The sequence below is a fragment of the Kitasatospora sp. NPDC101447 genome (assembly GCF_044767225.1).
GTDB lineage: Bacteria > Actinomycetota > Actinomycetes > Streptomycetales > Streptomycetaceae > Kitasatospora.
Window position 1 is genome coordinate 257,960 of the sequence record NZ_JBIWNL010000005.1, and the last position, 23,440, is coordinate 281,399.

The window sequence follows — 23,440 nt, forward strand, 5'->3', positions numbered from 1 at the left end:
CACCGCTCCGGCCGGGCCCTGCGGCGATCACAACAGTTGCCACAACTGTCGCTTCCCGGTCGACAACGGACCGTTCATCGTCAACTCGCGTTCCAGCGATGTCTTTTGACGACCGATTGGATCTCGATCCGGCGTATCGTGTTACGTTTCGCAGACCAACGGAGAACAGGTTGACCCCGGCGGCGCTACCAACACCCCGGGGTCCGGCACAAGGAAGCCAACGAACTCCCGATGCGTATTCATCGTAGCGTCCCCGTACGTGACTTCACCGTACTTCCCAACAACGTCCTGCAGTACCGACGGCTCTCCTACACTGCCCGCGGTCTGCTCGCGGACCTCCTCTCCCGCCCCGACGGCTGGCAGGAGGACGGTCGGCAGATGGCCGACACCAGCCCCCAGGGGCGCAGCGCCGTCCGCAAGGCCCTGAAGGAGCTGATCGCGGCCGGCTACTACCGGGTCGTGACGATCCGCCTGCCCGACGGCACCCTCCGCACCGAGAACCACGTCTACGACACCCCTCAGCTCCCGGCACCGGCTACCACCCCTCCGGCGCCCGGTGGAACGACCACCGGTGGTGCTGACGCCCTACCAAAGAACCAAGACAAAGAACCCTCCCTCCCGGCCGCCGCGGAACGCGACGGGCCGGAGGTCGAGCACCGGGCCGCCGAGGACCCTCCCCCTCCCCCTCCCCCTCCCGCTCCCCCGGACGAACGAACGCGGGAGGCGGTCGCAGCACTCTTCCGGGCGATCCGGCCCGAGCCCCGTCTCCACCTCGGCGAGGCCGAAGCCCGGAAGCTCGCCCCGCTGGTCGCCCGGTGGCTGGAGCGCGGCGCCACCCACACCGAACTCGCCCAGGCCCTCCTGCCCGGGCTCCCCGCCCCCCTGCACTCGGCGGCAGGGGTGATCCGCTACCGCCTGGAGAACAAGATGCCGCCCGAACGAGCCCCCGCACGCCCGGCAGCGGCCCGGTACGCCGAGTGCGCCAAATGCCACGACCCGGTACCGAAGCCCGGCATCTGCCGCCCCTGCGCCGGGCTCGGCGCACCCACGCCCGCCGTCGGCGGCAGCGGGGCGACCACCCTCGTAGGAGTGGCCCGTGCCCGGGCGGCCCTGCGTGCGGCCCGTACGACCGCACTGGGCCTCGGCGGACTGGCCCAGCCCGGGTGAGGCCTCGCCGGCCGCGGCTTCGCCAGTGTGCCGCGGGTGTACCGCCGGGGCACCGAGCGGGCGCTCCGAGCAGGCGCTCCGCCGGGCAGGACGCGCGGCACCGGGCCCGTCCGACTGATCCGGATGCCACCGTGCGCGTGCAGCACACCGGCCCTGCGGCGAGGTTGAGGGGATGGACACCATCATCGTGCTCGAAGCCGACACCCCGACCAACGTCCGGCTGCTCGGTGCCGACCACACACCGGCCGACCCCGAGAACCCCGTACGCCGCGCGCACACCGCCCGGGCAGCGGCCTCGGGCGTCTGCGACCCGCTCACGCTGTGCGGCCTGGACACCTCCGACATGACCCTCGCCCCGCACCGGTCCACCGACCTCGGCGAACCGCACCCCCGCCTCCCCTGGGCCACCTGCAGCAGCTGCCGCAAGGCCGAGGAAGGCACCCGGCCCGCCCCCGTCGCGGACAGCGCCGGCACGGACGGCGCCGGCACGGACGGCCCGGAGGACACGCCGCTCCCGGCCGAACCCCCGGCGCCCTGAACCCGCGAAGGCCGGACGGGGCCGCGAGAGCGGCCCCGTGCCCCCGGCACGCGCCGGGCTCAGCCGACGGTCAGCTCGCGGCCGTACCCGGTCTGGGCGACCTCGTCGTGGATGTCGCCGAGGCGGCGATCGGGATTCAGCAGGGCGACGACGGCGTCGGTGAGCGGCTGGTGATCGAGGACGTGCTGGATCGCCGTCAGGTCGGGCGTCTTCTCGTAGTACTCCTCGGCGAACTCCCGATAGGCCGCGGCCGTCCCGGCCACCAGCACGTCGAAGATCCAGCTCGCGCCGTCCACGTCGCCGTCGTTCCCGTCCGGGAGGTCCACGGCCCCGCTCCGCCATTCGGCATCCGAGGACTCGCGCCAGAAGCACACCGTCGCCCGCAGGGTCCCGTCCGACTCGCAGAAGGACGGCTCGCTCAGGAGCGGCTGGAACGCCTCGGGCACCGAATCCACCAACCCGGGCCACAGCCGGAGCGGATCCTCGGCCCAGGGCGTCATCGGCGACTCGTGGTCGAAGCCGCGGGCGAACGCGCCGGCCGCCGAGAACACCACCGAGTAGTCGTTCCCCGAGCCGTCGTGCATCGACGCCAGCATCTCCGACCCGGACCAGGCCGGGTCGAACGCGTAGTAGCGCAGCGACGGCTCGTCGCACATGATCACGTCCAGCACCGCCATGGCTTGCGCCCGGCCCCGAACGGCTGAGATCTCCGGAAGTCGGCTGGTCACGTCGTATACGGTCATGCGCCGATTCAACCGCAGCCCACCGACACGATCCCGGGCACGGTCACCGCCGCACCGTCCGGACGGCCGGAGAGATCACCTCCACGCGCCGACGAGCAGCGGCCGGTTCCACCGTCCACCACGGCCCAACCCGCCCATGTCGCCCCGCTCACGGGGGCGGGTACCTTCCGGGTACGGCCATGCACCCGGAAGGGGATCAGGATGACGCAGTGGGGTGACTACACAACGGGCGAGCGCATCAAACTTCTGCGCGGTCCGGACGTGACTCAGGAACAGCTCGCCGAGGCCTCGGGCCTGTCCGTGGCGACCATCCGAAAGGCTGAACGCGATCTCGGTGGGAGCCTGCAGACCCTGCTGCGGATCTCGGCCGCGCTGAACACCGACGTGTCGGTGATCCTCGGCCAGCAGGCGCCCCGCCGGGCGATGCACGGCGCCGACCGGGCGATGATGCGCGAGCTGTCCCGCGCCGTCCACGACACCGCCGCCGGCGTCGGCCTGGACGTGCAGCCCCCGGCCCCGGCCGAGCTCGCCGCCGGGCTCGCCGCCGCGTGGGAGACCTACCGCACCGGTGACTACGTCGGCGCGGGCGTGCGCATCGCCCCGGCCCTGCGCGAAGCCGCCGCTACCCTGCGGGCCGTGCCCGCCGACCGGCAGGGCACAGCCGCCGGCCTCCTCGCGGACGCCTACCGGCTCGCCGCGTACGTGGCCAATCAGTTCGGCGCCCGGGACCTCGCGTACGCGGGGATCGGGCACGCCCAGCACCAGGCCGACCAGGCCGGGGACACCGTCCGCTCGGCCATGGTCGCCTCGGGCCGGTCGTGGATCTACCTGCGGGATGCCCGCCTCGACCAGGCCGCGCAGACGGCTCGGGTGTCCTACGAAGCGATCGAGCCCCGGTACGGGGACCGCGATCTCGGGCTGCTCGCCACCTACGGATGGCACGTGACCTTCGCGGCCGTCGTCGCGGCCCGGCAGGGCGACGTCGCCCGGGCGGACGACCTGCTCTCCCAAGGGCACGCCGTCGCCGCCCGGATGGGCCGGGACGTCACGGTGAACGGCACGGCGTTCGGGCCCGCTACGGTCACCGCACAGGCGATCGGCATCACGGTGTCCACGGGACGCCCCGGCAAGGCCCTCGGCCTGTTCGGGTCGATCGGTGACCCGTCCGGCCTCACGCCGTCGGCACGCAATCGGATGCTGCTGGACGTCGCCCTCGCACAGCCGGCGTCAGCAGACTGTGCCCGGCCGTGCCGCAGTTGCTCGCAAGAGGTCCTGCACCAGACCGAAGTCGATCGCTTGCGGCCTGCGGAACCGCAGACACCCCTTGCCCATGTCCTGCCCCGCCAGCCGTTCGGCGAACGCCTCGCGCACATCACTGCGCATCAGATAGAAGGAGATGTACTGCTTCTGGCTGGCGAAGGCGATCTCGGCGACACCGTCCCGCTCGTACGCGGGCATTCCGTAGGCCATGAGCTCCGTGAAGCCCTTCAGCTCCTGCCGGCACAGCTGTCGCAACTCGGCCAGCGCGTCTCTACGGTCATCGGGCACCTCGGCCAGGTAGCCGTCCACGTCTTTCGCTGCACTTTGCACCATCACGAGAGGATATGTCGACTCCTTCCCTAGGAGTCGTCTCTGATCAACGTGCCGTCCGGGCCGAGTCGGTGGACGCGCGGCGGGGCCATGGCCGCCATGGCCGCCTTGAGGGCGGCGTCCCGCTCGGCGGGGTCGGGGGCGTTGGGGTCCCGGACGAGGTAGCCGTGCAGGGCGACAGTCTCCGCGGCCAGGTCGCCCGGCTCCGGGCAGCCCTCGACGACGAAGCCGCAGAGCGCGCGCAGCGCGTCCTCGCCCATGTCCAGCGGGTGGAAGGGCAGCGGGTACGGCTCCTCTTCCTCGTCCGGCCACGGGACGATGTCGGCGGGGCGCTCCCCGGCCCAGTAGGGCGTCTCGAAGGGGAGCGGCTCGCCGATGTCCTCGATGATCCCGCTGTCCGGGGACAGGCTCAGCGCGCGGACGAGGTGCCCGTCCTCCCACACACCGAAGGCCAGCCAGTCGACGACGCTGTGCATGGCGTGCAGGACCATCCGTCGGCCCGCGCTCGCCGCCACCAGTTCGTCCGGGAGGCGGGACGGGAAGTCGATCATGAACCGTTGGTCGCAGACCAGCTCCACCCCCGGCCAACTCCCCGCGTGGGCATGGCCGTTCGGGGGATGGACCCCGCGCCCGAGGTTCGACGGGGCGGCCGCGTCGATCGCCCAGCCCGGGTACAGGCGCCGCATCATCGCGGCCGTCCGCTCCCGGTCCGGCGCACCGACCCGCTTCAGCAGGCCCGGTGCCTCCCCGTCGGCGTACACGAGCAGCCCGGTTTTGGCCCCCACGGTTCCTCCCTCACGGCGAATGCCCACGTTGCGCTCGCAAGCTACTCGCCGGCACCGACAGAGCGCCGGGCGCTCGGCCGTGGGTGGGGCGGGGCGCCGCCCGGCAGGCTTCGTCAGTGCCCGGCCGTCGCGGTGAGGCGTCGCAGGGCGGCGTGGCCGGGTGGGCCCCAGGTGGGTTTGCCTCCGGGGCGACCGCGGACACCGGCCTCTCCGATGAGGATCCCGACGAGGGCGCGCAGCACCGCGCATCCGCGGGCGCGGCGCATGGTCGCGGCGTCCGGAGCCGGCCGGTCGGCGGCACGGGAGCGGGCGGCGACATGGGACCGGTAGGTGTCGTGGAAGCGGTCGACGGCACCGTCCGGCAGGAGGATCCAGGCGGCGGCGAGGTCGTAGGCCGGATCGCCTGCGCACAGGTCGCCGAAGTCGATCACGCCGCAGAGGGTGCCGTCCGCGGTGAGGACGTTCGCCGGGTGGAGGTCGGCGTGGAGCCACAGCGCCGGGCCCGCCCAGCCGGGCGCGGCGACGGCATCCTCCCAGACGGCGCGGACGGCGTCCGGGTCGGGGATCAGCCCCATTTCGGTGGCCGAGGCGAGCATCCTGGCGACCCCCTCCGCCTGCTCGGCCAGCGGCCCCCCGCGGTCGCGGCCGACGGGCGCGCCATCGGGGGCGGGCCGGTGAAGGGCGGTCAGGAACCCGGCCAGGCGGTCGGCCGAGTGGGTGGCCCGCGTGGCGGGGGCGCGGTCGCCGGGCGCGCCGGGGACCCACGTGGTGACGATCCAGGGCCGCGGGAACCGCTCGGAGGGCTCCCCGAGGCGCTGCGGGACGGGGACCGGCAAGGGCAGCTGCGGGGCGAGGGAGGGCAGCCACGCGTGTTCCTTGCGCAGCAGCCCGTCCGCGGAATCCGTCGCCCAGGGCAGGCGGACGGCGAGGTCGTCGCCGAGCCGCCACAGCTGGTTGTCCCAGCCGCGTGCGCCGAGCCTGACGGGGAGGTCGGCCAGGTCGGGATGCTGGTCGCGGAGCAGCTCCCGGACGAGCTCCGCGGTCATCTCGGTCGCGGTGTGCGCGGTGTGGGCCATGGGTGACCACCGTAGTGGCGAAGGGGCTCACCGGTGCGTGCTTCGGCGGCCGCCGCACCGGGTGGGTGCGGCGGCCGTGGCCGGACGGGGTGGGTGTGGGGAGCGCGGGCTGGGCGCGGGCTGGGCGCCGAGCGCGGTTCGGGTCAGGCGGCGCGGAGCAGGGCGGGCAGGGCGGCGGTGTCGATGATGCGGGCCCGGGTGGGGAGGACGTGGCGGAGCAGGACGTCGTGGACGTCGGGGTCCGGGTCGGCGACGCCGTCGGACAGGACGTGGAGCCGGTAGTCGCGGTCGGCCGCGTCGAGGACGGTGGACAGGACGGCGCCGCCGGTGCTGACGCCGGCGACGACCAGCGCGGTGAGGCCCCGCTCGCGCAGCCGGCGGTCGAGGTCGGTGGTGGACAGGGCGCCGTGGCGGGTCTTGCGGACGACGATGTCGCCGCCGCCCTCCCGGGGAGCCAGGCGCTCGTGGACGGCGGCGGCGGGGTCCTCGTGGTGCATGGCGCGGTGGCGGGCCAGTGCGGCGAAGGAGGTGTTGGCGGCCGGGACCGCGGCCCAGTCGGCCTCGGTGAAGCCGAGGCGTCCGTGGACGACGGTGCCGCCCGCGGCGCGTACGTCGGCGACGGCTCCTTGCAGGCGGGTGAGCAGGGCCTCGCGCTCCCCCTCGTCGGGCAGGACGGCGGCCAGGACCGCGGGCTGGCAGTCCAGGACGAGCAGGGCGGTGTGGGCGGGGTCGAGGGCAAGGTCGGTGCTCACGCGGGTGTCCTCCTGGGTTACGGCGGCGGTAGCGGTCACGGCGGCGGCGGTAGCGGTTACGGCGGTGGCGGTTACGGCGGTAGCGGTCACGGCGGTGGCGGTGGCAGTTACGAGGGCGGTGACGGCAGTGGCGCTTGCGGCGGCGCGGGAGTCAGGCCGGGTTGTCGGCCGGCACCGACGGCACCGGATCCGGCTGCGCCACCTGGTCGCGGCGGGGCAGCAGCAACGGGGTGGCCAGGATGGCCAGCCCCGCGACGGCGAGGGTGGTGCGCGGGCCGGTGGCGCCGGCGAGCAGTCCGCCGAGCGCGGTGAGGACGGCGATGGCCGCCTGCTGGCCGATCGACCAGGCCGCCAGGGTGCGGGCGACGAGGTGCTTGGGGGTGTGTTCGAGCCGGTAGGTGGCGAGCACCGGGGTGTAGAGGCTCATGTTGACGATGATCGCCAGCTCGACGGCGATCACGGTGACGAGGCCGACGACGCCGGGGCGGACGAAGGCCAGGCCGATCAGCCAGACGGCGCGCAGGGTGCCGACGGTCCGGAACACCCGGTGCCGTCCGTAGCGGGCCACGACGCGGGGGGCCAGCCGGGAGCCGACGAGTCCGCCGAGGCAGGGGGCGGCGAAGGCGAGGCCGTACTGCCAGGGGGCGAAGTCGAGTCGGCGCAGCAGGAGGACGGCCAGCACCGGCTCGGTGGCCATGATCAGGCCGGAGACGAGCATGTTGTTGAGGTAGAGCGCGCGCAGACCGGGGTCGCCCAGGAGGTGCCGCCAGCCGTCCAGCACCCCGCCCGCCCGGACCGGGCCGGTGCCGGTAGCAGTGCCGCTACCGCTACCAGTGCCGCTTCCGGTGTCGCTACCGGTGCCGGTGCCGGTCGGCCGCGGGGCCTCCTCCCGGCCGCCGATCGCGGTGATGCCGAGCGCGGACAGCAGGTAGCTGAGCGCGTCGGCCACCACGGTGGTGACCGGCCCGAACACCCCGATCGCCGCGCCGCCCAGCGGTGGCCCGACCGCGATGGAGCTCCAGTTCGTGGACTCGAACCGGGCGTTGGCCACGAGCAGGTCCTCCGGCCGGACGAGGGCCTTGAGGTAGGCGCCGCTTGCCGCGCCGAACGCGATCTTGGCGGCGGCGACCACGATCGAGACCACGAGCAGCTGGACGAACCCGAGCCACCCGAGGGCGTAGGCCGCCGGGATGCTCGCCATGGCCGCGAACCGGGTCAGGTCCGTCGCGATCATGACCGGGCGTTTGCGCCGGAACTCCACCCACGGCGCGAGCGGCAGCGCGACCAGCGCTCCCACCGCGGGCCCGACCGCGGACAGCGCGGACACCTCGGCCGGACCGGCGTGCAACACCAGCACGGCGATCATCGGCAGTGCCCCGAACCCCAGCCCGGACCCGTACGCGCTCACCGCGTACGCCGCCCACAGCCAGCCGAACCGGCGGCCCAGCCGCTTCCTGCCCCTCATGCTCGATGTGCCTCCTCGCCGTCTCGATCACACAAACCGGGGTTGATCGAGGAGAGCTAATCGGGCAGCACAACCGCGGGTCAAACAACCTTCGTGCCATCGCCGCACAACCATGGGTTGTTCACTAGGGTGGTCGGCGTGGACCTCGAAGCAGTGCGCACCTTCGCCGCGATCGCGGACGCCGGCCAGTTCCAGAAGGCCGCGGTCGACCTCTCCGTCACCCAGCAGGCCGTCTCCAAGCGCGTCGCCGCGCTGGAGCGCGACCTCGGCGTGCGGCTGTTCACCCGCACCCCGCGCGGGGCCGAGCTGACCATCGACGGGCAGGCGTTCCTGCCCCACGCGCGCGAACTGCTGCGCGTCGCGGAGCGCGCGGTCGCGTCCGTGCGCGTGGGGCACCGCCCGCTGCGGGTCGACGTGATCGCCTCGCGCGGCGCGGCGTCGGGCCTGATGCGCGGCTTCCACCGCGCGCACCCGCAGATCGACCTCGACGTGGTGATGCTGCTGGAGATCGAGACGGCGATCGCCGCCATCCGCTCCGGCACCGTCGACGCGTCCTTCCGCGCCGTCGCCGCGCCCGGCCGGCCCCTGCCCGAGGACATCACGTCCGTCCGGGTGCTCGACGAGCCGCTCCAGCTCCTCACCGGCCCCGGCCACGCGCTGGCGGGCGCGAGGTCGGTGACCCTCGCCGAGCTGGTCGGCCACCGGATCTGGATGCCGGGCATCCTCCCCGGCAGCGAGTGGGGCGCCTACTACGACGACCTGGTCGCCGAGTTCGGTCTCACCATCGAGGCGACCGGCCCCAACTTCGGCTCCGACGCGCTCCTCGACACCATCGCCGACACCCCGGCCCTGGCCACCTTCATGAGCGAGCACACCCGCCTCGTCTGGCCCGCCGGCCACGGCCTGCGGCGCATCCCGGTGACCGACCCGACGCCCGTCTACCCGCACTCACTCCTGTGGCACCGCGACAACCCCCACCCGGCCCTGGCCACCCTCCGCACCCACCTCGCCGCCACGACCCCCGGCCACGACGCCCCCGACACCTGGGCCCCGGACTGGGTGCTGCCGCGCTGAGCGCCGCCGGGCCGGCCGGGACCGGATCACCCGGCCGGGGACCAGGCGGCGCTCAGTCCTCCGTACCGAATCCGGTCCCGGCCGCGGTGTCGGCACCGGCGTCGGTCCGCCACGCGGAACGGAGCCGCTCCGCGACCTCGGCGGCCTGGCGAAGGCCCGACCGGTAGGCCGGCTCCCACGCCGTCCGGTCGTTCAGGTCCGGGCCGAACACGCCGATCGAAGCCGGATCGGGCTCGACGGTCACCACGGTGTGCGCCGCGGCCACGGCCAGCTCCCGGTGGAGCAGCTCGCGGGGAAACAGGTGCGCCTGCGGGTCGATCACGACGAGCGTGCGCGCTCCGGCCGCGAGTGCGGCGTTGGTCGCCGACCGCAGGGCGCCGTCCATGTACCGGCGGCCGTCGACGGTGATCGGCGGGTAGATGCCCGGAAAGGCCGTGCTCGCCGCCACGGCGACGGACAGCGGCGCGCCGCTCGTACGGTCGAGGACGGCCGGCTCGCCGGTCTCGGCGTCCACCACGGGGATGAGCAGCGGCCGGTCCGGCCAGTCGTCCGTTCCGACCATGGCGCGCATCCGGGCGACATGGGCCTGCTCGGGGCCGGTCTCGGCGTCGAGCGCGATCCGGCCGACCCGGCGCCGCGCCCCGTCCGGGTCCGCGGCGGCCTGGCCGAGCACGGCGAACACCTCGCCCAGCCGGCGCCCGTCCACCCGCGGCGGCGTGCTGCCGGAACCGGCGGGGCGCACGGGCGTGGCGAGGCGGCCCGGGTCCTGACCGGTGGCCAGCAGTGCGCCGGTGATCGCGCCGGCCGAGGTGCCGACGATGAGATCGGCCTCGCCGAGATCCACCCCGCCGTGGCGCAGGCCGCGGGCGAGCCCGGCCGTCCAGGCGGTGCCGACGAGACCTCCGGCGCCGAGTGCGACGGCCCGGTCGTGTGCGTGCATGACTGTCTCCCCCTCGTTCTTGAAACAGTCGTACCATATACTGACGCAGGCTCAGATCGGCAAGAACGAAAGGACGGTCCACCGTGGGGCGACCTCCGGACCCCGCTCGACGGGAGGCCACGCTGGCCAGGGCGACCGACTACGTGCTGGCGCACGGCCTCGCCGGGTTGAGCCTGCGGCCCCTGGCCGCCGCCCTCGACACCAGCCCGCGGATGCTGCTCTACGACTTCGGCAGCAAGCAGGAGCTGGTGTCCGCCGTCCTCGCCGAGGCCCGCCGCCGCGGCGCGATGCGGCTGGCCGGGCTCCCCCCGGCGCAGGCCGCCTCCCCGGAGGAGCACCTGCGCGGCATCTGGTCCTGGATGAGTGCACCGGAACGCGCCCCGTTCGTCCGGCTGTTCTTCGAGGTGCACGCCGACGGTCTCGTCCATCCCGAGAACTACCCGCACCAGGCCGAGGCGATCACGGACTGGTTCGACACCCTGGGCGCCGTGTTCCACGACGTCACCGCCGGCCCGAACGACACCGTCACCCCGACGCTGGTCATGGCCGTCATCCGCGGCCTCCTGTTCGACCTCACGACCACCGGCGACCGCCACCGCACCGACCGCGCCCTGGACCGCTTCTGCGAACTCCTCGGCCCTGCCCTCCGACCGCCACGACCAGCGGGCACGTGACGCTCCGCAGCCGACTGGAGTGCGGAACCGGCTGCGGCCCCGGCCGTCCGCCTCGCGCGCTCCGGCGGCGCAAGGCGGCAACGCGCTCCGGCGACACGAGGCGGCGAGGCGGCGAGGCGGCCGCAGCACACGGGTCAGGGCAGGAGGACGGCCTTGCCCCGGTTGCGGTGGGCCTCCAGGTCGGCATGCGCCTGGGCGGCCTCCGCCAGGGGGTAGGTGCGCCAGATCGGCACGGTGAGCTTTCCGGCGGCGGCGAGCTGCACCAGCTCCGGCAGTGACTCCCCGCCCTGGCCGCCGGTGCCCGCGCTGAAGCGCACGCCGTGCTGCTGGGCGGACATGTCGGCGATGGTGATGACCTTGTCCGCATCGCCGGTCAGGGCGACGGAGTCGGCGAGCACGCCGGCGCCGGCGGCGTCGAAGACGAAGTCCACTCCGCCCGGGGCGGCGGCCTTCACCCGCTCCGCCCAGCCGTCGCCGTAGCGGACGGCGGTGGCGCCCAGCGCGGTGATGCGCTCGACGTCCTTCTCCCCGACCGTACCGATGACGGTGATGCCGCGGGCGACCGCCAGCTGCACCGCGATGTAGCCGACGCTGCCGGCGGCGCCGTGGATGAGCAGGGTCCGGCCCGCCTCGACGCCGAGCTGGTCGAGGACCCGGTGTGCGGTCCGGCCGACCGTGACCAGCGAGGCGGCCACCTCCCACGACAGCTCCGCGGGCTTGGCCACCGGGCGTTCCAGCAGGGCGTACTCGCTGTAGCTGCCGCCGGCGGTGGCACCGAGCACCTCGTCGCCGACGGCCGCACCGGCTCCCTCTCCGACGGCGTCGACGACACCCGCCGCGTCCACGCCCGGTGTCACCGGGAAGTCGGCGGGGGCGACCGTGGCCATCATGCCGGAGCGGATCTTCAGGTCGAGCGGGTTCACGGAGGCGGCCTTGACCTTGATCCGGACCTGGCCCGGACCTGGCTGCGGCGGGGTGACCTCGGTCGGGCGCAGCACCTCGGGCGGGCCGTACTCGGAGAAGGTGATGGCAGTGGACATCGGAAACTCCCAGGTGAAGACGGGTTCGGAAGACGGATCGGGGGACGGATCGGACGGGATCGCCCTGACCCACTGTGCGGTCACGACGGCGGCCACGCCCGTGGCCGCGCCGGTGTGCCGCGCGCCTGTCAGTCGTCGATCAGGCGCCGAGCGCCGGGTAGTCGGTGTAGCCCCGGTGGTCGCCGCCGTAGAACGTGGCCGGATCCGGCGTGTTGAACGGTCCGCCGGCGGCCAGCCGGGCCGGCAGGTCCGGATTGGCCAGGAACAGCGCCCCGTAGGCGATCATGTCCGCGCTGCCGTCCTCGACGAGCTCCAGCGCCTCGGGCCCGGTGACGGCGGGGTGGGTGAAGGGGTTCAGGACGAAGGTGCCCGGCCACGCCTTGCGCAGGCGCGCGGTCAGGTCGCGGTCCGGGCCCTCCAGCAGGTGCAGGTAGGCCAGGTCCAGGCCGGTCAGCCGCCCGATCAGCGCCTCGTACACCTCGGCCGGGTCGGCCTCGGCGATGTCGTTGTACGGGTTGCCGGGCGAGATCCGCAGACCCACCCGGTGGCCGCCGATCGCCTCGGCCACCGCGGTGACCACCTCGACGGCGAATCGGATCCGGCCCTCGGTGTCGCCGCCCCAGGCGTCGGTGCGCAGGTTGGTGTTCGGCGCGAGGAACTGGTGGACCAGGTAGCCGTTGGCGCCGTGGATCTCCACCCCGTCGAACCCGGCCTCGACGGCGCGGGCGGCGGCGTCGGCGAAGTCCGCGACGGTCTGCCGGATCTCCGCCTCGCTCAGCTCCTCCGGCGTCACGTAGTCCTTCGGGCCCTCGTGGGTGAACACCTGCCCCTTGGCGGCCACCGCCGACGGCGCCACCGGCACCAGGCCGTCGGGCAGCAGGCTGGGGTGGCCGATCCGGCCGGTGTGCATCAGCTGGGCGAAGATCACCCCGCCCTCACGGTGCACCGCGTCGGTCACCGTCCGCCACGCCGCCACCTGCCCGGCCGTGTGCAGGCCGGGGGTGTCGGGGTAGCCCTGGCCGACCGGCGAGGGCTGGATGCCCTCGGTGACGATCAGCCCGGCGCCGGCGCGCTGCGCGTAGTACGTCGCCATCAGCTCCGTCGGCTCCGCGCCCGGCCCGTGCGCGCGGCTGCGGGTCATCGGCGCCATGGCGATACGGCTGGTCAGGGGCTTGCCGCCCAGAACGATCGGATCGAAAGCAGTGGTCATGATCTCTTCCCTACGTGAGGAGTGCCGGTGGCCTCGATGCATCCAACGTAACAGATACCTGCTCGAACAGGTAAGTGCCCGAGGAGCCACTTCTCCACGGCCTCCTGGCCTCAGCCATGCAGACCTGCCAGGGAAGTTGCCGTGCGAAGGCGGGCGGATCAGCGAGGGAGCGCAGCCGCGCGATAGAGTTAGCTGCCCGATCAGGAAGTGAGGAAGAGATGACCCAGTCCCCGAAGGCCGGGAAGGATCCCGCGGGATCCGCTCAGGGAGCCAGCGTTCCGCTGCCGGCCGCCGCCGCCGGCGGGCCCATCAGCCACGCGATCTTCCGCCTCGCCCGCCTGCACCGCATGTACGCCGGACAGCTCCTGCGCCGCATCGGCCTGCACCCCGGCCAGGAGCTCGTCATGATGCACCTGTGGGAACTCGGCCCCCGGCGCCAGACCGACCTCGTACGCCTGCTGGACTCCGACGCCGCCACCATGACCCGCACCGTCCAGCGCCTGGAGCAGGCCGGCTTCGTCCGCCGCCGCCCCGACCCCACCGACAAGCGCGCGTCGCTCATCGAACCCACGGCCGCCAGCCACGCCCTGCGCCGCGAGGTCGAACAGAGCTGGAGCACGCTCGAAGACCTCGTCACCTCCGGTCTGACCCCCGACGAGCGCGCGGAGGCCCTGCACACCCTGGAACGCCTGGAGCACAACCTCGTCGAGGCCGCCGCCGACTCCGGGTGCGAGGGGACGGAGGAGCCTCAGTCGGGCGGCTCGGCCCGGCCGTAGCGGGCAGGGCTCACCAAGGAACGGTCCATCCGTAGCGGGCAGGGCTCACCAAGGAACGGTCCGGCCGAAGCGGTCCAAATAGGCCAGGCCGGGCGTGCCCCGTCGGGAGAGCAGGACGTCCACCAGCAGGGGGACGGTCTCCTCGATCGTGAACGGCGCGCCCGGACCGCCCAGGGCCGTGCGGATCCAGCCCGGCGCCAGGAGGACGAAGGCGCGCCGCGTCCCGCTCTGCCGGGCCGCGAAGCTCCGCAGGAACATGTTCAGCGCTGCCTTGCTCCCCCGGTAGACCTCGCGGCCGCCGGCCGTGTTGTTCGTGATGCTGCCCTGTCCCGAGGACATCGCCCCGATCAGGCCCGCCGGTCGCACCAGGTCTTCGAGGGCTTCGATGGCGCGCATGGGGCCGAGGGCGTTGGTGACCATCACGTCGACGAAGTCGGCCGTCGGGACCGCCCCGACCGGCGTCCGCTCGTTGTTGGTGGTGCCCGCGTTGACGAAGAGCACGTCGAGTCGGCGGTGCGCCAGACGTTCGTGCAGCAGCGGCAGGTGGCCGGGCTCGTTGAGGTCGAGGCGCTCGACGGTCACCCGCCCGTCGGCCCGGTCCGCGAGTTCGTGCAGCGGCGTCCGGGCGGTGACGTCGCGGACCGTGCCGACGACCCTCCACCCCCGGTCGAGGAACTCCACCGCCATCGCGTGGCCGAGGCCGCGCGAGGCCCCGACGATCAGGGCGGTCGGTCGGTGCTGGTGTGCGGTGCCGTTCGATGACATGGGCGTCAACTCCGTTCCACGGGCGTCGTACTCCGTTCGGGTGTCGTCGGGACCCCGGGACCGGCACGGGGCGGCGCCCGTCGCTGCGATCCCTCGACCCGTGCGCCCCGAATCCCGTGCGCCCGAACCCCTGCGCCCCGAACCCCCTACGCCCCGAGTGTTTCCTCCGCACGGCATCGCGGGCGAGCCACGAGCCCTCGTTCGTAGGATTGCCGACATGCCGAGGGCACTCATGACGGAATCCGCTTCGCTGCAGCCCGATGACGTACGAATCATCCGGGCGCTGCAGATCGCACCGCGGGCTTCGTTCGCCGCGATCGCGACCGCCCTCGGCCTGACCGAGGGGGCCGTCAACCGCCGCTACCGCCGGCTGCGCGCCGACGGTGTGATCCGCGTGGCCGGCGTGGTCAACCCGGGCGCCCTGGGGCAGAGCAGGTGGCTGGTGCGGCTGCGCTGCCGCCCCGGCAGCGGCCCGGCGATCGCCGACGCGCTCGCCGAGCGGGACGACGTCAACTGGGTGGCCCTGGGCGCGGCGGGCTGCGAGATCACCTGCGCGACGCAGTCCCGGACGCGGGAACAACGCGAGGACCTCCTGGGGCAGCGGCTTCCCCGCACGGCCGCGGTGGTCGACGTCAACGCCTTCGCCATGCTCCGTCAGTTCCTCGGCGGGCGCGGCCACTACTGGTCCGCCCTGGAGGGCACGCTGTCCCCGGAGGAGGAAGCAGCGCTGGGGAGCGGCGGGCCCCCGTTCACCGAGTCTCCGGTCGTCGCCCGCGAGCCGCTGCAGCTCACCCCCGAGGACGAGAAGATGCTCGATGCGCTCGCCGCGGACGGCCGCGCCGGTCTCGTCGACCTCGCCGCAGCCGCCGGTCTCACTCCGGGTCGCGTCTCGCGGCGCCTCGACACCCTGCTCCGGCGCCGCGTCGTGCACATCGACGTCGAGATCGCCGCAGCGGCCCTGGGCTACCACGCCCGCGCGAACCTCTGGCTCCGCGTGCACCCGTCGGCGGTGAAGAACGCCGGCCGCGCACTCGCGCAGGAACCCGGGATCGCCTTCGTCGCAGCCGTCTCCGGGCCCTGGAACATCCACGCCGTCGCGCACTGCCGGGATCTCGACGAACTGTTCGAGTTCACGTCGGATCGCATCGGGTCCCTGGACGGCTTGCAGAGCATGGAGGTCTCACCCGTGCTGAAACACGTCAAACAGGCGGGCACCCGGCTCTTCGGCGATCGCCTCGTCGAGCCGCGCGGCCCTCGCGCCCGGCGCTGAGAGGACGGGCGCGACCGGCCGCTCGGCGTCGCGTCCGCCCCGGTGGTGCCGAACGGCCCGGACAGGGGCGGGCCGTTCGACACCTGGCAGGGGGCACCGCCCGTCAGCCGGCGGACTCCGAACTATCCGACCGCTCCGGCGTGGTGGTGCCCGACGGCGGGATCAGGCCCCCCACACGGTCCAGAAGACGTCGGCGTTGTCGCCGCCGCCACCCTGACGGACCGGGGCGAAGACGCCGCCGTCGGTGCCATTCTCGTCATAGCCGTTGGAACCGACGTAGGGGTTGGCCCAGTGCAGCTGGATGTACTTGCCGTTGCGCCAGCCCTGCTGGCAGTCATAGGACACGTACTGCACCAGGCCCTCGGTACCGGTCATGAACCCGTTGCTCTCGGACCCGAAGGTCTCCTCGGCGCCGTCCGCCAGCCCCATCCACGGCTCCTGCGTCCAGATGCCGTGGGCCAGGGAGTAGTTGGTCCGCCAGAGCGTGCAGCCGGTCTTGTTGGTCAGGTGGACCGTGGTGCTCCGGGCGGCCTGGACGCCGGCCGGGGCCGGCTGGACGGCCTTGACGGCGGCCGAAGCGGTGGCTGCTCCGGTGGCCGGGGCGGCCTGGGCGGTGCCGGTGGCGATGGTGCCGAGCCCGATGGCGGCCACCGTGGCCAGCGCCGCGACGCGTGCGGAGATGCGCATGGTTTCCCTCGATTCCGTGTGTGTGCGGTGGGCGGCGCGGGCCGTGTGCCTGCGCCGTGGTGAACGATCCGCCGCGCCGGGCGACAAGCGATGGACGGGCGGGGCGGCGCGATGCGGCCCGTGCCGCCCGCCGCGCGTCCATCGTTTGTCTACTGTCCACTGTCGTGGTGTTCCGGGACTTCGGGCGCCTCGGTGGCCGTCGGCGGCCCGTCGGCCGTCGCGGTGGCAGTCCGCCGGTCCGGACGCGGGGGAATTCCGACGGCTTTCGATCTGGCGGTCCGTCATGATTTCCGGAACGTCACTTCCGGCGATTTCCCGGATGTGTGAATCGGCGAGTGCCGTGCACGATTCCTGTTCCCTCCCCCCTCCGCCGCAGCCGGGCCCGCGGTTTCCCGGATCACCGGGGCAGAGGCCGTTCACGCGGGGGAGAACCGCTTTCCGGGGACGGTAGCGGGCGCCGGAGACGATCATTGTGCGCGAAAACGGGCGGGTCGCGTCCGACTCCCAGTTGATCATCTGCAATGCTGTCCCCGTCCACCGTTCGCGGCTTTGAACGGCGGACATCCGCAGTACCGGGCAGTCAGCCCGGGAAGCCCACGGAGAGAACGGAACATCATGAAGCCATCCGTGCTTGTCGTGTCCACCGACCCCCAGGGGTCCGCCGTCGTCTGGGCGGAGCGGGTGGGCGACAACCTGCCCTTCGACTTCATGGCGGCGCACGACCACGCCGAACAGCTGATCCACCTCAAGAACACCGGCGCGAAGATCCACGTGATCGCCAACCAGAAGGGCGGCGTCGGCAAGACCACCACGACGGTCAACCTCGCGGCGTGCACGTTCGACGTGCTGGGCGAGAAGGACGAGTACCAGCACATCTTCATCGACACGCCGGGCACCCTGGCCGACGAGGAGATCCTGCGCCGGGCGCTGGAGATCGCGGACGACGTCCTGGTCCCGATGATCACCGAGCCGCTGTGCTTCGACCCGACGGCCCGGACCATCCAGAAGGTCATCGAGCCGATGGACATCCCCTTCCGGATCGTCGTCAACAACTGGGACCCGCGCGACGGCCGCGCCGACCTGGAGGACACCGAGGCGTACATCGCGGCGAAGGGCTGGCCCCGCGCCAAGACCGTCCTGCGCCGGTACAAGATCCACTCGCGGGCGGTGGCCGAGGGCACCGTCGTCACCCAGTACAAGGAGAGCGGCACCGCCTACCGGGCCCGCGAGGACTTCTTCCGCCTGTCCCTCGAACTCGGGTACGGGGGTCGCTGATGGCAGGCCGTCGTGTCTCCTTCGCCTCGATGGCCGCCGACCCGGTCGTCGACGCCCCGGGTGTGGAAAGCGGCAGCAGCGCCAACAACACCCCGGCCCGGTGGATCCCCACCGCCAACTGCCTCCCCAACCCGCGCAACCCCCGCGACGAGCTGGGCGACCTCTCCGACCTGGCGAGCATCAAGGACCGCCAGCTGCAGAGCTGCCTCGCCGTCACCCCGGCGGCCTACCTGCTCCTGTGGCCGGAGGACCGGCAGGTGCTCGGCGCGGGCCCGCAGGACGTGGTCATCGTCAACGGCAACCGCCGTCGGGCCGCGGCGCAGCTGTACGGGCGTGAGCAGCTGCTCGTGGTCGTCGACGACTCGGTGGCCGAGTCCAAGGCGACCCTGCTGCGGGCGGCCCTCGACGAGAACATGGCGCGCAAGGACTTCGACCCGATCGAGGAGGCCAACGCGGTCCTGCTCATCGTGGCGCAGTACCCCACCGCCAAGGAGGCCGCCGAGGCCGAGGGCTGGTCCCAGAGCTGGATCTCGCACCGCAAGAACCTGCTGAAGCTCCACCCGGAGCTGCAGCGCCAGGTGCGGGCCAAGGCACGCGGCGAGGAGGGCGTCTCCATCAACGTCGCCCGGCGGCTGGGGTCGGTGAAGGGCATCGATGAGATGTCCCTGGCCGAACAGACGGCGGAGCTGGACCAGTTGCTGCAGGCCGACGCCGACGCGGTGGCGCTCAAGCGGGCGGCGCGGCTGGAGGCGAAGGCGGGCGTCAAGGCCGCCCCGGCCGGCGTGCCGGCTCCGCAGCCGGCGGCCGCGTCGGCACCGGCCGCCGAGCCGGTCGCCGAAACGGTCACCGCACCCGCCGCGATAGCTGCCCCGGCGCCCGCCCCGGCCGCTGCCGAGCCGGTCAGCCGACCGGCTGCGGAATCCGCGCCGTCGGCGGCGGCCCCGGCGCCGACGACGCCGGCCGCGCCTCGGCCGGAACCTGCAGCCCCGGCAGCTCCGAAGGCGGCTCCGTCCGCGAGCGCCGAGCCCGCTTCGGGCGCCGACCGATTTTCCGCGGAAAATTCCGACCCGGTCCCGATGCCGGAGCAGCGCGAGAAGCCGGCGGTCGCAGCCCCGCAGGCCGATCTGGACGGTGTCGACTGGCACAACGTCGAGGAACTGGCGGACGCCATCTGCCGTACCCTCTCGGCCGACGAGGCCTACCGCCTCGCCGACGCCCTGGCGAACCGTCTGCTGACGACCAGCAGCTGACGCACCCTGGTGTCCCGCTCCACCCGTTCGCGGGTGGGGCGGGACACCGCTGTTTTCCGGGCCCGGCGCGGCACGTCAGGGCCCGGTGGGCTACGCGGGCGGGGCCGGCGGTTCGGGGGTGTCGAGGGGCCAGGTGTCGCGGTCCTCGATGTGGTCGTAGACGGGGAGTTCGTCGGCCAGGACGTCGAAGTGGAGCAGCGGGGCCCACAGGGCGCGGTCGCCGACGACGTACAGGCGGCGCTTGGCGCGGCTGGCGGCGACGTTGAGCAGGTGCGGGGTGCCGGCCGCCCATGCGCGGGCGCCGCGGCGGCCGGCGCCGAGCAGCAGGATGACGACGTCGGCCTCCTTGCCCTGCGCCTTGTGGACGGTGGCACAGCGTTCGTCGAGGTGTTCGGCGCTCCAGCCGGGGAGGGTGCGGCAGGTGTCGCGGGCCTCCCGGACGAGGGCGCGGAAGGGGGCGATGATGCGGAGGCGGTCGACGCCGACCTCGTGCCGGTCGAGCCGGCTCAGCAGGAAGGTGAGGGCGCGTCGGTCGCGTTCGCCCCAGGGGGCGTCGGCGGGGCGTTCGGGGTCGGGGGTGTCGAGCCAGCGGCTGGGCAGCAGGCCGTCGTGCTCGGGGTCGGGGAAGGGCTGCGGGTGGGTGCCGTACACCATCAGGCCGCCGTAGGCGACCTCGTTGCTGACGGTGAACATGGGCTCCTCGCAGCGGCGGTGGACGCGCAGCGGTGAGCCGACCCAGACGGTCTCGTCCTCGGCGCCGGTGGGCGCGGGCAGGTACGTGCCGTAGCGGTTGACCCGGTCGGCGACGGCCTGGGCGGAGGTGGCGGAGGGCAGCCACTCCTCGTCGACGCCGTGGGCGAGCAGCAGGCGGCGCTGCAGGGCGCTGGGCATGGTGACGACGGGTTCGAGCTGCAGCGGGTCGCCGACGAGGACGGCGCGGCGGGCGCGCCACAGGGCGCCGACGGCGGCCTGCGGGGTGGCCTGGCCGGCCTCGTCGACGAGGACCCACCCGAGGGAGCCGCGGCCGAGGCGGGCGAACATGCTGCCGATCGAGGAGAAGGTCGTGGAGACGACGGGGACGAGCAGGAAGAGGGTCTGCCAGGCGTGCAGGACCTGCTCGTCGGGGACGGGGCCGTTGGTGCCGGCCATGAGCTCCACCAGGACCTGGAGGTTGCTGCGGATCCGCTTGGCGGTGTTGGCGACGAAGGCGCGGTGCAGGTCGAGGGCGCGCAGGAACAGGTCGCTGCGGGCGGTGCTCCAGGCCTCGTCGGCCCAGGGGGCGCCGAGTTCCTGCTCGGGGTCGTCGAGGTGGAGCCAGTCCAGCGGCAGGGAGGGGAGGGTCTCGGCGGCCTCGCGCAGGGAGCGGTGGGCGGCGTCGACGCGGGCGACGGCGCTCTCCAGCTCCTGCAGGGCCGTGCGGGCGTCCTGTCGGGCCCGCTGGAGGGCTTCGTGGGCGGCGGACTCCTCGATGAGGGCGGCACGCTCCAGCGCTCGGGCGAAGTCGGCAGCCGTGGCGGCCGCGGTGACGTCGGTGGTGGAGCGGGTGCGCAGCTCGGCGGCGGCCTGCTCCTCGGCGCGCACGCAACGGGCGATGTGGCCGTTGGCGTCCGCCAGGGCGGTGTGCTGCTCGACGAGCAGGGCGAGGAGTTCGGCCTGGCTGCGTTCGCGGTGCTGCTCGGCGGCCTGGCGCTCGGCCTCGCTCCGGAGCATGCGGCGCAGCCCGGCGCGCAGGCCCGACTGCGCGGTGGGGGGCTCGTCGTGGAGGGCCGTGAGGGTGTCGACCTGTCGGCGGTGCTGGTCGGCGCGTTCGCGGGCGACGGCCAGGACGCTCCGGGCTTCTTCGAGGGCCTGGCGGGCCCGGGAGACGCCCCGGTCGGCGGCCTCGTGGGCGGCTTCGGCGGTGCGGACGGCGCTCGCACCGGTCTCGACGGCCGTGGCGGCGGCGTCGGAGCGGGTCCGGGCGGCGGCCACCCGTTCGTCGGCACGGACGACGGCGGCGCTCAGGGCGCCGAGGTCGGCGTCGAGCCGGTCGGACCGGGTGGTCGCCAGCGCCGCGGCGAGGCGGGCGCGTTCGGCGCGCAGGCGTTCCACCTCGCCCTGAGCGGCCCGGAAGGCGGCGACGGCCTCGGGCCAGGAGGGGACGGGCTCGGCAGAGGTGGCGGGGGCGGCGGGGGTCGATGTCACGGTCGCTGGGGCCGTGGCTGTGCGGCGGTCGCGCGGGGTGCGGGCGGCGGGCCTGGGCGCGCTCGGCGGGACCCAGTCGCCGAGGACGGCGTTCATGCCGCGCAGCGCCGGGAGGCCCGCGGCGGTGCGGACGGCGTTCTCGTCCTCGGGCAGGCGGCCCCACCAGAAGCGCTCGGTGAACCGCGTCCGGTTGGTCTTGTTGCCGAGGACGGCGGCCACCAGCCCCCAGGCGGGCGCACCGCCGAGCAGGGCGGAGGCGAGGTCGGAGAAGTGGTCGGGGCCGCCGTGCCAGTGCTCGTCGAGGGCGGTGGCGCCGGGCAGTTCGGCGGTGATGTTCTCCACCGCGCCGTTGTTGGAGGAGGTGACGACGATCTCGCGGCCGGTGAGCCGCGGGTCGAGGGCGGAGACGAAGCGCGCGTGGACGCCCTGGCGGTCCTTGCCGCGCCAGGCTCGGCCGACGAACGCCTCCTCGGGCCGCCGGTAGCCGGCCAGCACGGCGGCGCGCTCGACCACGAGGGCGGCGACCAGGTCGCGCAGCATGGTGGTCTTGCCGGTGCCGGGCGGGCCGTTGACGGAGAACAGGCCACCGGCGTCCGGGGCCGGGGTGGTGGCCGTCGTCCCGGTGGCGCGGTCGGCGAGCATGCGGTTGACCGCGAACTGCTGGCTGAGCGCGAGCGGGTAGCGCGCCTTGGCCGGCCAGCGCCCGGCGGGGACGAGCGCCGGGTCGACGCCTTCGAGGACGGTGAGGCGGTCCACGAGCAGGTCGGTGCGGGCGGCGACCGGGATGTCCTGGCGAGCGGTCAGATAGGCCTCCAGGGCGGGGCCGAGGCCCTCGCCGCCGCTGTCGGCGAGCGCCGCGCCGACCCGGGCGAGGTCGGGCGGGAGGAAGCTGTTGAGGAACGGCTGCGGGGCGACGGCCTTGGCCTTCGGGTCGCGCGGGAGGCGCACCAGCCGGCTCTGCACCCGGATCACGCGCGGGTCGAGGTGCTCCTCGACGCCGCACAGGTGGGCGATCTGGGCGGTCAGCGCGACGAGGTCGGCGAGTTTGACCGGGCGCGCGCCGGTGTCCTCGTCGGTTCCGTCGGGAGCGTGCCCATCAGGCCCATCAGGCCCATCGGGCCCATCGGGCCCACCGGGCTCGTCGGGGGAAACGGGCGCAACGGTGGCGGGTGAAGCGGACGATGACGGCACCGCGGCGGACGGCTGCGGCTCGGCCGCGGCCCCCGGCCCCTCGGCGTCCTGCCGTCCCGTCCGGCGGACCGCCGACCACTCGGCGACGCGCCGCACCAGCGGCTCCGTCGCCCCCTGCACGGCGGCCCCGGCGACCTCGCCGAACAGCGCCCCGACCGCCGCCACCGCCGCGCCGCCCAGGACCTCCGCGAGCAACTGCCGCCAGCCGCCCGTCGGTTCGGCCCCCGCGCCGCCGGCCGCGCGGCCGGGCACCGTGCCGCCCACCGGCCGGGACAGCAGCGGGTTCGGCAGCGAGTACGGCGGCTGGTTCGGCAGCGGCCGGGCCCCCGGCGCGTACCGGATCGGCGCGGCGGCCAGCTGCCCCACCGCCACCTCGAACGCCTCGCCCAGCTCCTCGAAGCCGTCCAGCCACCCGGGCGTCGACGGCCCGGGGTCGAAGAGCCGCCCCGTCGCCCAGGCGCACGCGGAGACCACCGAGGTCTCCTCGACCGGCCGCCCGTGCTCGTCCAGGACCAGCGCGAACATCGCGCTGCGGCCCGACAGCTTCAGCTCCTCCTGCGGCACCCCCGGATCGGGGTCGGTGCCCGCCGGCAGCACGGCGATCATCGCCTGGCGCAGCCGCTCCACCTCAAAGACCCCGCCGTACACCTCGTGCCGCCACACCATCCCGCGCGGCGCACGCCGGGCCGCCGTCTCCGGGTGCTCCGGCGACCAGGGCAGCAGCGCCGCCGCCTGGCCCGCGGCCGGCGTGACGTCGACGACGACCGGGTCCGAGGCCCGGGGCCGGCCCGCGCGGCGCTTGCGCGGCACCTCGGGGATCGACGGCGGGCTGAACAGCTCGATCGCCCGCCAGCACTCCAGCAGGTCCCCCGCCCGCCGGCCCCGCCCGTCCCCGCTCCCCACCCGTCGCCCCCTTGCGTCGAACCTGCTGCGCGCAGCCGCTTCGTGTGCGTCAGCCGGCGGCCGAATCTACCGGACGCCGGGCGGG

20 protein-coding genes and 1 pseudogene are annotated in these 23,440 nt (G+C 74.1%); 9 read left to right on the forward strand and 12 right to left on the reverse strand.

All coding sequences use genetic code 11. The features are described 5' to 3' along the window. Positions 1-231: 231 nt before the first annotated feature. Positions 232-1,167, forward strand: coding sequence for a hypothetical protein (locus tag ACIRST_RS10120; protein ID WP_402801410.1), 936 nt, complete (start codon positions 232-234; stop codon positions 1,165-1,167). 172 nt (positions 1,168-1,339) lie between these two features. Beyond that, positions 1,340-1,705, forward strand: a complete 366-nt coding sequence (locus tag ACIRST_RS10125; protein WP_402801412.1) for a hypothetical protein — start codon at positions 1,340-1,342, stop codon at positions 1,703-1,705. A 59-nt stretch (positions 1,706-1,764) separates the two neighbouring features. On the opposite strand, the gene ACIRST_RS10130 is transcribed toward ACIRST_RS10125, so the two are convergent. Beyond that, positions 1,765-2,448, reverse strand: coding sequence for a hypothetical protein (locus ACIRST_RS10130; protein ID WP_402801413.1), 684 nt, complete (start codon positions 2,446-2,448; stop codon positions 1,765-1,767). Between the two features lie 201 nt (positions 2,449-2,649). Here ACIRST_RS10130 and ACIRST_RS10135 point away from each other — a divergent pair. Further along, positions 2,650-2,826: pseudogene (locus ACIRST_RS10135) on the forward strand (helix-turn-helix domain-containing protein); the annotation flags it as partial. An 849-nt stretch (positions 2,827-3,675) separates the two neighbouring features. Here ACIRST_RS10135 and ACIRST_RS10140 read toward each other — a convergent pair. The 5 genes from ACIRST_RS10140 to ACIRST_RS10160 form a co-directional block, all read right to left on the reverse strand. Beyond that, positions 3,676-4,041 (reverse strand): DUF1801 domain-containing protein, encoded by a 366-nt coding sequence (locus ACIRST_RS10140; protein ID WP_350520682.1) that lies wholly within the window; start codon positions 4,039-4,041, stop codon positions 3,676-3,678. Between the two features lie 26 nt (positions 4,042-4,067). Next, positions 4,068-4,823 (reverse strand): DUF6928 family protein, encoded by a 756-nt coding sequence (locus ACIRST_RS10145; protein ID WP_402801415.1) that lies wholly within the window; start codon positions 4,821-4,823, stop codon positions 4,068-4,070. 113 nt (positions 4,824-4,936) lie between these two features. Further along, positions 4,937-5,899: an aminoglycoside phosphotransferase family protein gene (locus ACIRST_RS10150; protein WP_402801417.1), complete on the reverse strand. Its 963-nt coding sequence runs from the start codon at positions 5,897-5,899 to the stop codon at positions 4,937-4,939. A 143-nt stretch (positions 5,900-6,042) separates the two neighbouring features. After that, positions 6,043-6,651, reverse strand: a complete 609-nt coding sequence (locus ACIRST_RS10155) for a cysteine hydrolase (protein WP_402801419.1) — start codon at positions 6,649-6,651, stop codon at positions 6,043-6,045. A 151-nt stretch (positions 6,652-6,802) separates the two neighbouring features. Further along, positions 6,803-8,116, reverse strand: coding sequence for an MFS transporter (locus ACIRST_RS10160; RefSeq protein WP_402801421.1), 1,314 nt, complete (start codon positions 8,114-8,116; stop codon positions 6,803-6,805). Positions 8,117-8,254: 138 nt separating this feature from the next. Between ACIRST_RS10160 and ACIRST_RS10165 the strand changes: the two genes are divergently transcribed. Further along, the gene (locus ACIRST_RS10165) at positions 8,255-9,190 is read left to right on the forward strand and encodes a LysR family transcriptional regulator (protein ID WP_350520688.1); all 936 of its coding nucleotides are present in this window, start codon (positions 8,255-8,257) and stop codon (positions 9,188-9,190) included. Between the two features lie 52 nt (positions 9,191-9,242). Here ACIRST_RS10165 and ACIRST_RS10170 read toward each other — a convergent pair whose 3' ends face one another. Further along, a complete protein-coding gene (locus tag ACIRST_RS10170; RefSeq protein ID WP_402801423.1) occupies positions 9,243-10,130 on the reverse strand; it encodes a patatin-like phospholipase family protein in 888 nt (295 codons plus the stop codon). Between the two features lie 83 nt (positions 10,131-10,213). On the opposite strand from ACIRST_RS10170, the gene ACIRST_RS10175 reads away from it, so the two are divergent. After that, entirely contained in the window at positions 10,214-10,804 is a 591-nt protein-coding gene (locus ACIRST_RS10175) for a TetR family transcriptional regulator (RefSeq protein WP_396549966.1), read from the forward strand. A gap of 134 nt (positions 10,805-10,938) precedes the next feature. Here the strand turns inward: ACIRST_RS10175 and ACIRST_RS10180 are convergent, their stop codons facing one another. After that, positions 10,939-11,844, reverse strand: coding sequence for an NADP-dependent oxidoreductase (locus ACIRST_RS10180; protein ID WP_402801425.1), 906 nt, complete (start codon positions 11,842-11,844; stop codon positions 10,939-10,941). Between the two features lie 139 nt (positions 11,845-11,983). After that, positions 11,984-13,054: an alkene reductase gene (locus tag ACIRST_RS10185; protein WP_402801427.1), complete on the reverse strand. Its 1,071-nt coding sequence runs from the start codon at positions 13,052-13,054 to the stop codon at positions 11,984-11,986. A 218-nt stretch (positions 13,055-13,272) separates the two neighbouring features. On the opposite strand from ACIRST_RS10185, the gene ACIRST_RS10190 reads away from it, so the two are divergent. Then, a complete protein-coding gene (locus tag ACIRST_RS10190) occupies positions 13,273-13,830 on the forward strand; it encodes a MarR family winged helix-turn-helix transcriptional regulator (RefSeq protein ID WP_350520693.1) in 558 nt (185 codons plus the stop codon). Positions 13,831-13,875: 45 nt separating this feature from the next. Here ACIRST_RS10190 and ACIRST_RS10195 read toward each other — a convergent pair whose 3' ends face one another. Then, positions 13,876-14,595, reverse strand: a complete 720-nt coding sequence (locus ACIRST_RS10195; protein WP_402801428.1) for an SDR family NAD(P)-dependent oxidoreductase — start codon at positions 14,593-14,595, stop codon at positions 13,876-13,878. A 217-nt stretch (positions 14,596-14,812) separates the two neighbouring features. Between ACIRST_RS10195 and ACIRST_RS10200 the strand changes: the two genes are divergently transcribed. Further along, positions 14,813-15,865 carry an Lrp/AsnC family transcriptional regulator gene (locus ACIRST_RS10200; protein WP_350520695.1) on the forward strand — a complete coding sequence of 351 codons (1,053 nt, stop codon included), beginning with the start codon at positions 14,813-14,815 and terminating at the stop codon, positions 15,863-15,865. A 162-nt stretch (positions 15,866-16,027) separates the two neighbouring features. Here ACIRST_RS10200 and ACIRST_RS10205 read toward each other — a convergent pair whose 3' ends face one another. Continuing rightward, positions 16,028-16,552, reverse strand: a complete 525-nt coding sequence (locus tag ACIRST_RS10205; RefSeq protein WP_402801429.1) for a hypothetical protein — start codon at positions 16,550-16,552, stop codon at positions 16,028-16,030. Positions 16,553-17,188: 636 nt separating this feature from the next. Here ACIRST_RS10205 and ACIRST_RS10210 point away from each other — a divergent pair. Both ACIRST_RS10210 and ACIRST_RS10215 read left to right on the forward strand, forming a co-directional pair. Next, complete coding sequence (locus ACIRST_RS10210; protein ID WP_350520697.1) at positions 17,189-17,827, forward strand: ParA family protein; 639 nt, start codon at positions 17,189-17,191, stop codon at positions 17,825-17,827. Next, positions 17,827-19,077: a ParB/RepB/Spo0J family partition protein gene (locus ACIRST_RS10215; protein ID WP_402801430.1), complete on the forward strand. Its 1,251-nt coding sequence runs from the start codon at positions 17,827-17,829 to the stop codon at positions 19,075-19,077. Before ACIRST_RS10210 ends, ACIRST_RS10215 begins: the two co-directional genes overlap by 1 nt. 90 nt (positions 19,078-19,167) lie before the next feature. Here the strand turns inward: ACIRST_RS10215 and ACIRST_RS10220 are convergent, their stop codons facing one another. After that, a complete protein-coding gene (locus ACIRST_RS10220; RefSeq protein ID WP_402801433.1) occupies positions 19,168-23,355 on the reverse strand; it encodes an AAA domain-containing protein in 4,188 nt (1,395 codons plus the stop codon). Between the last annotated feature and the right edge of the window lie 85 nt (positions 23,356-23,440).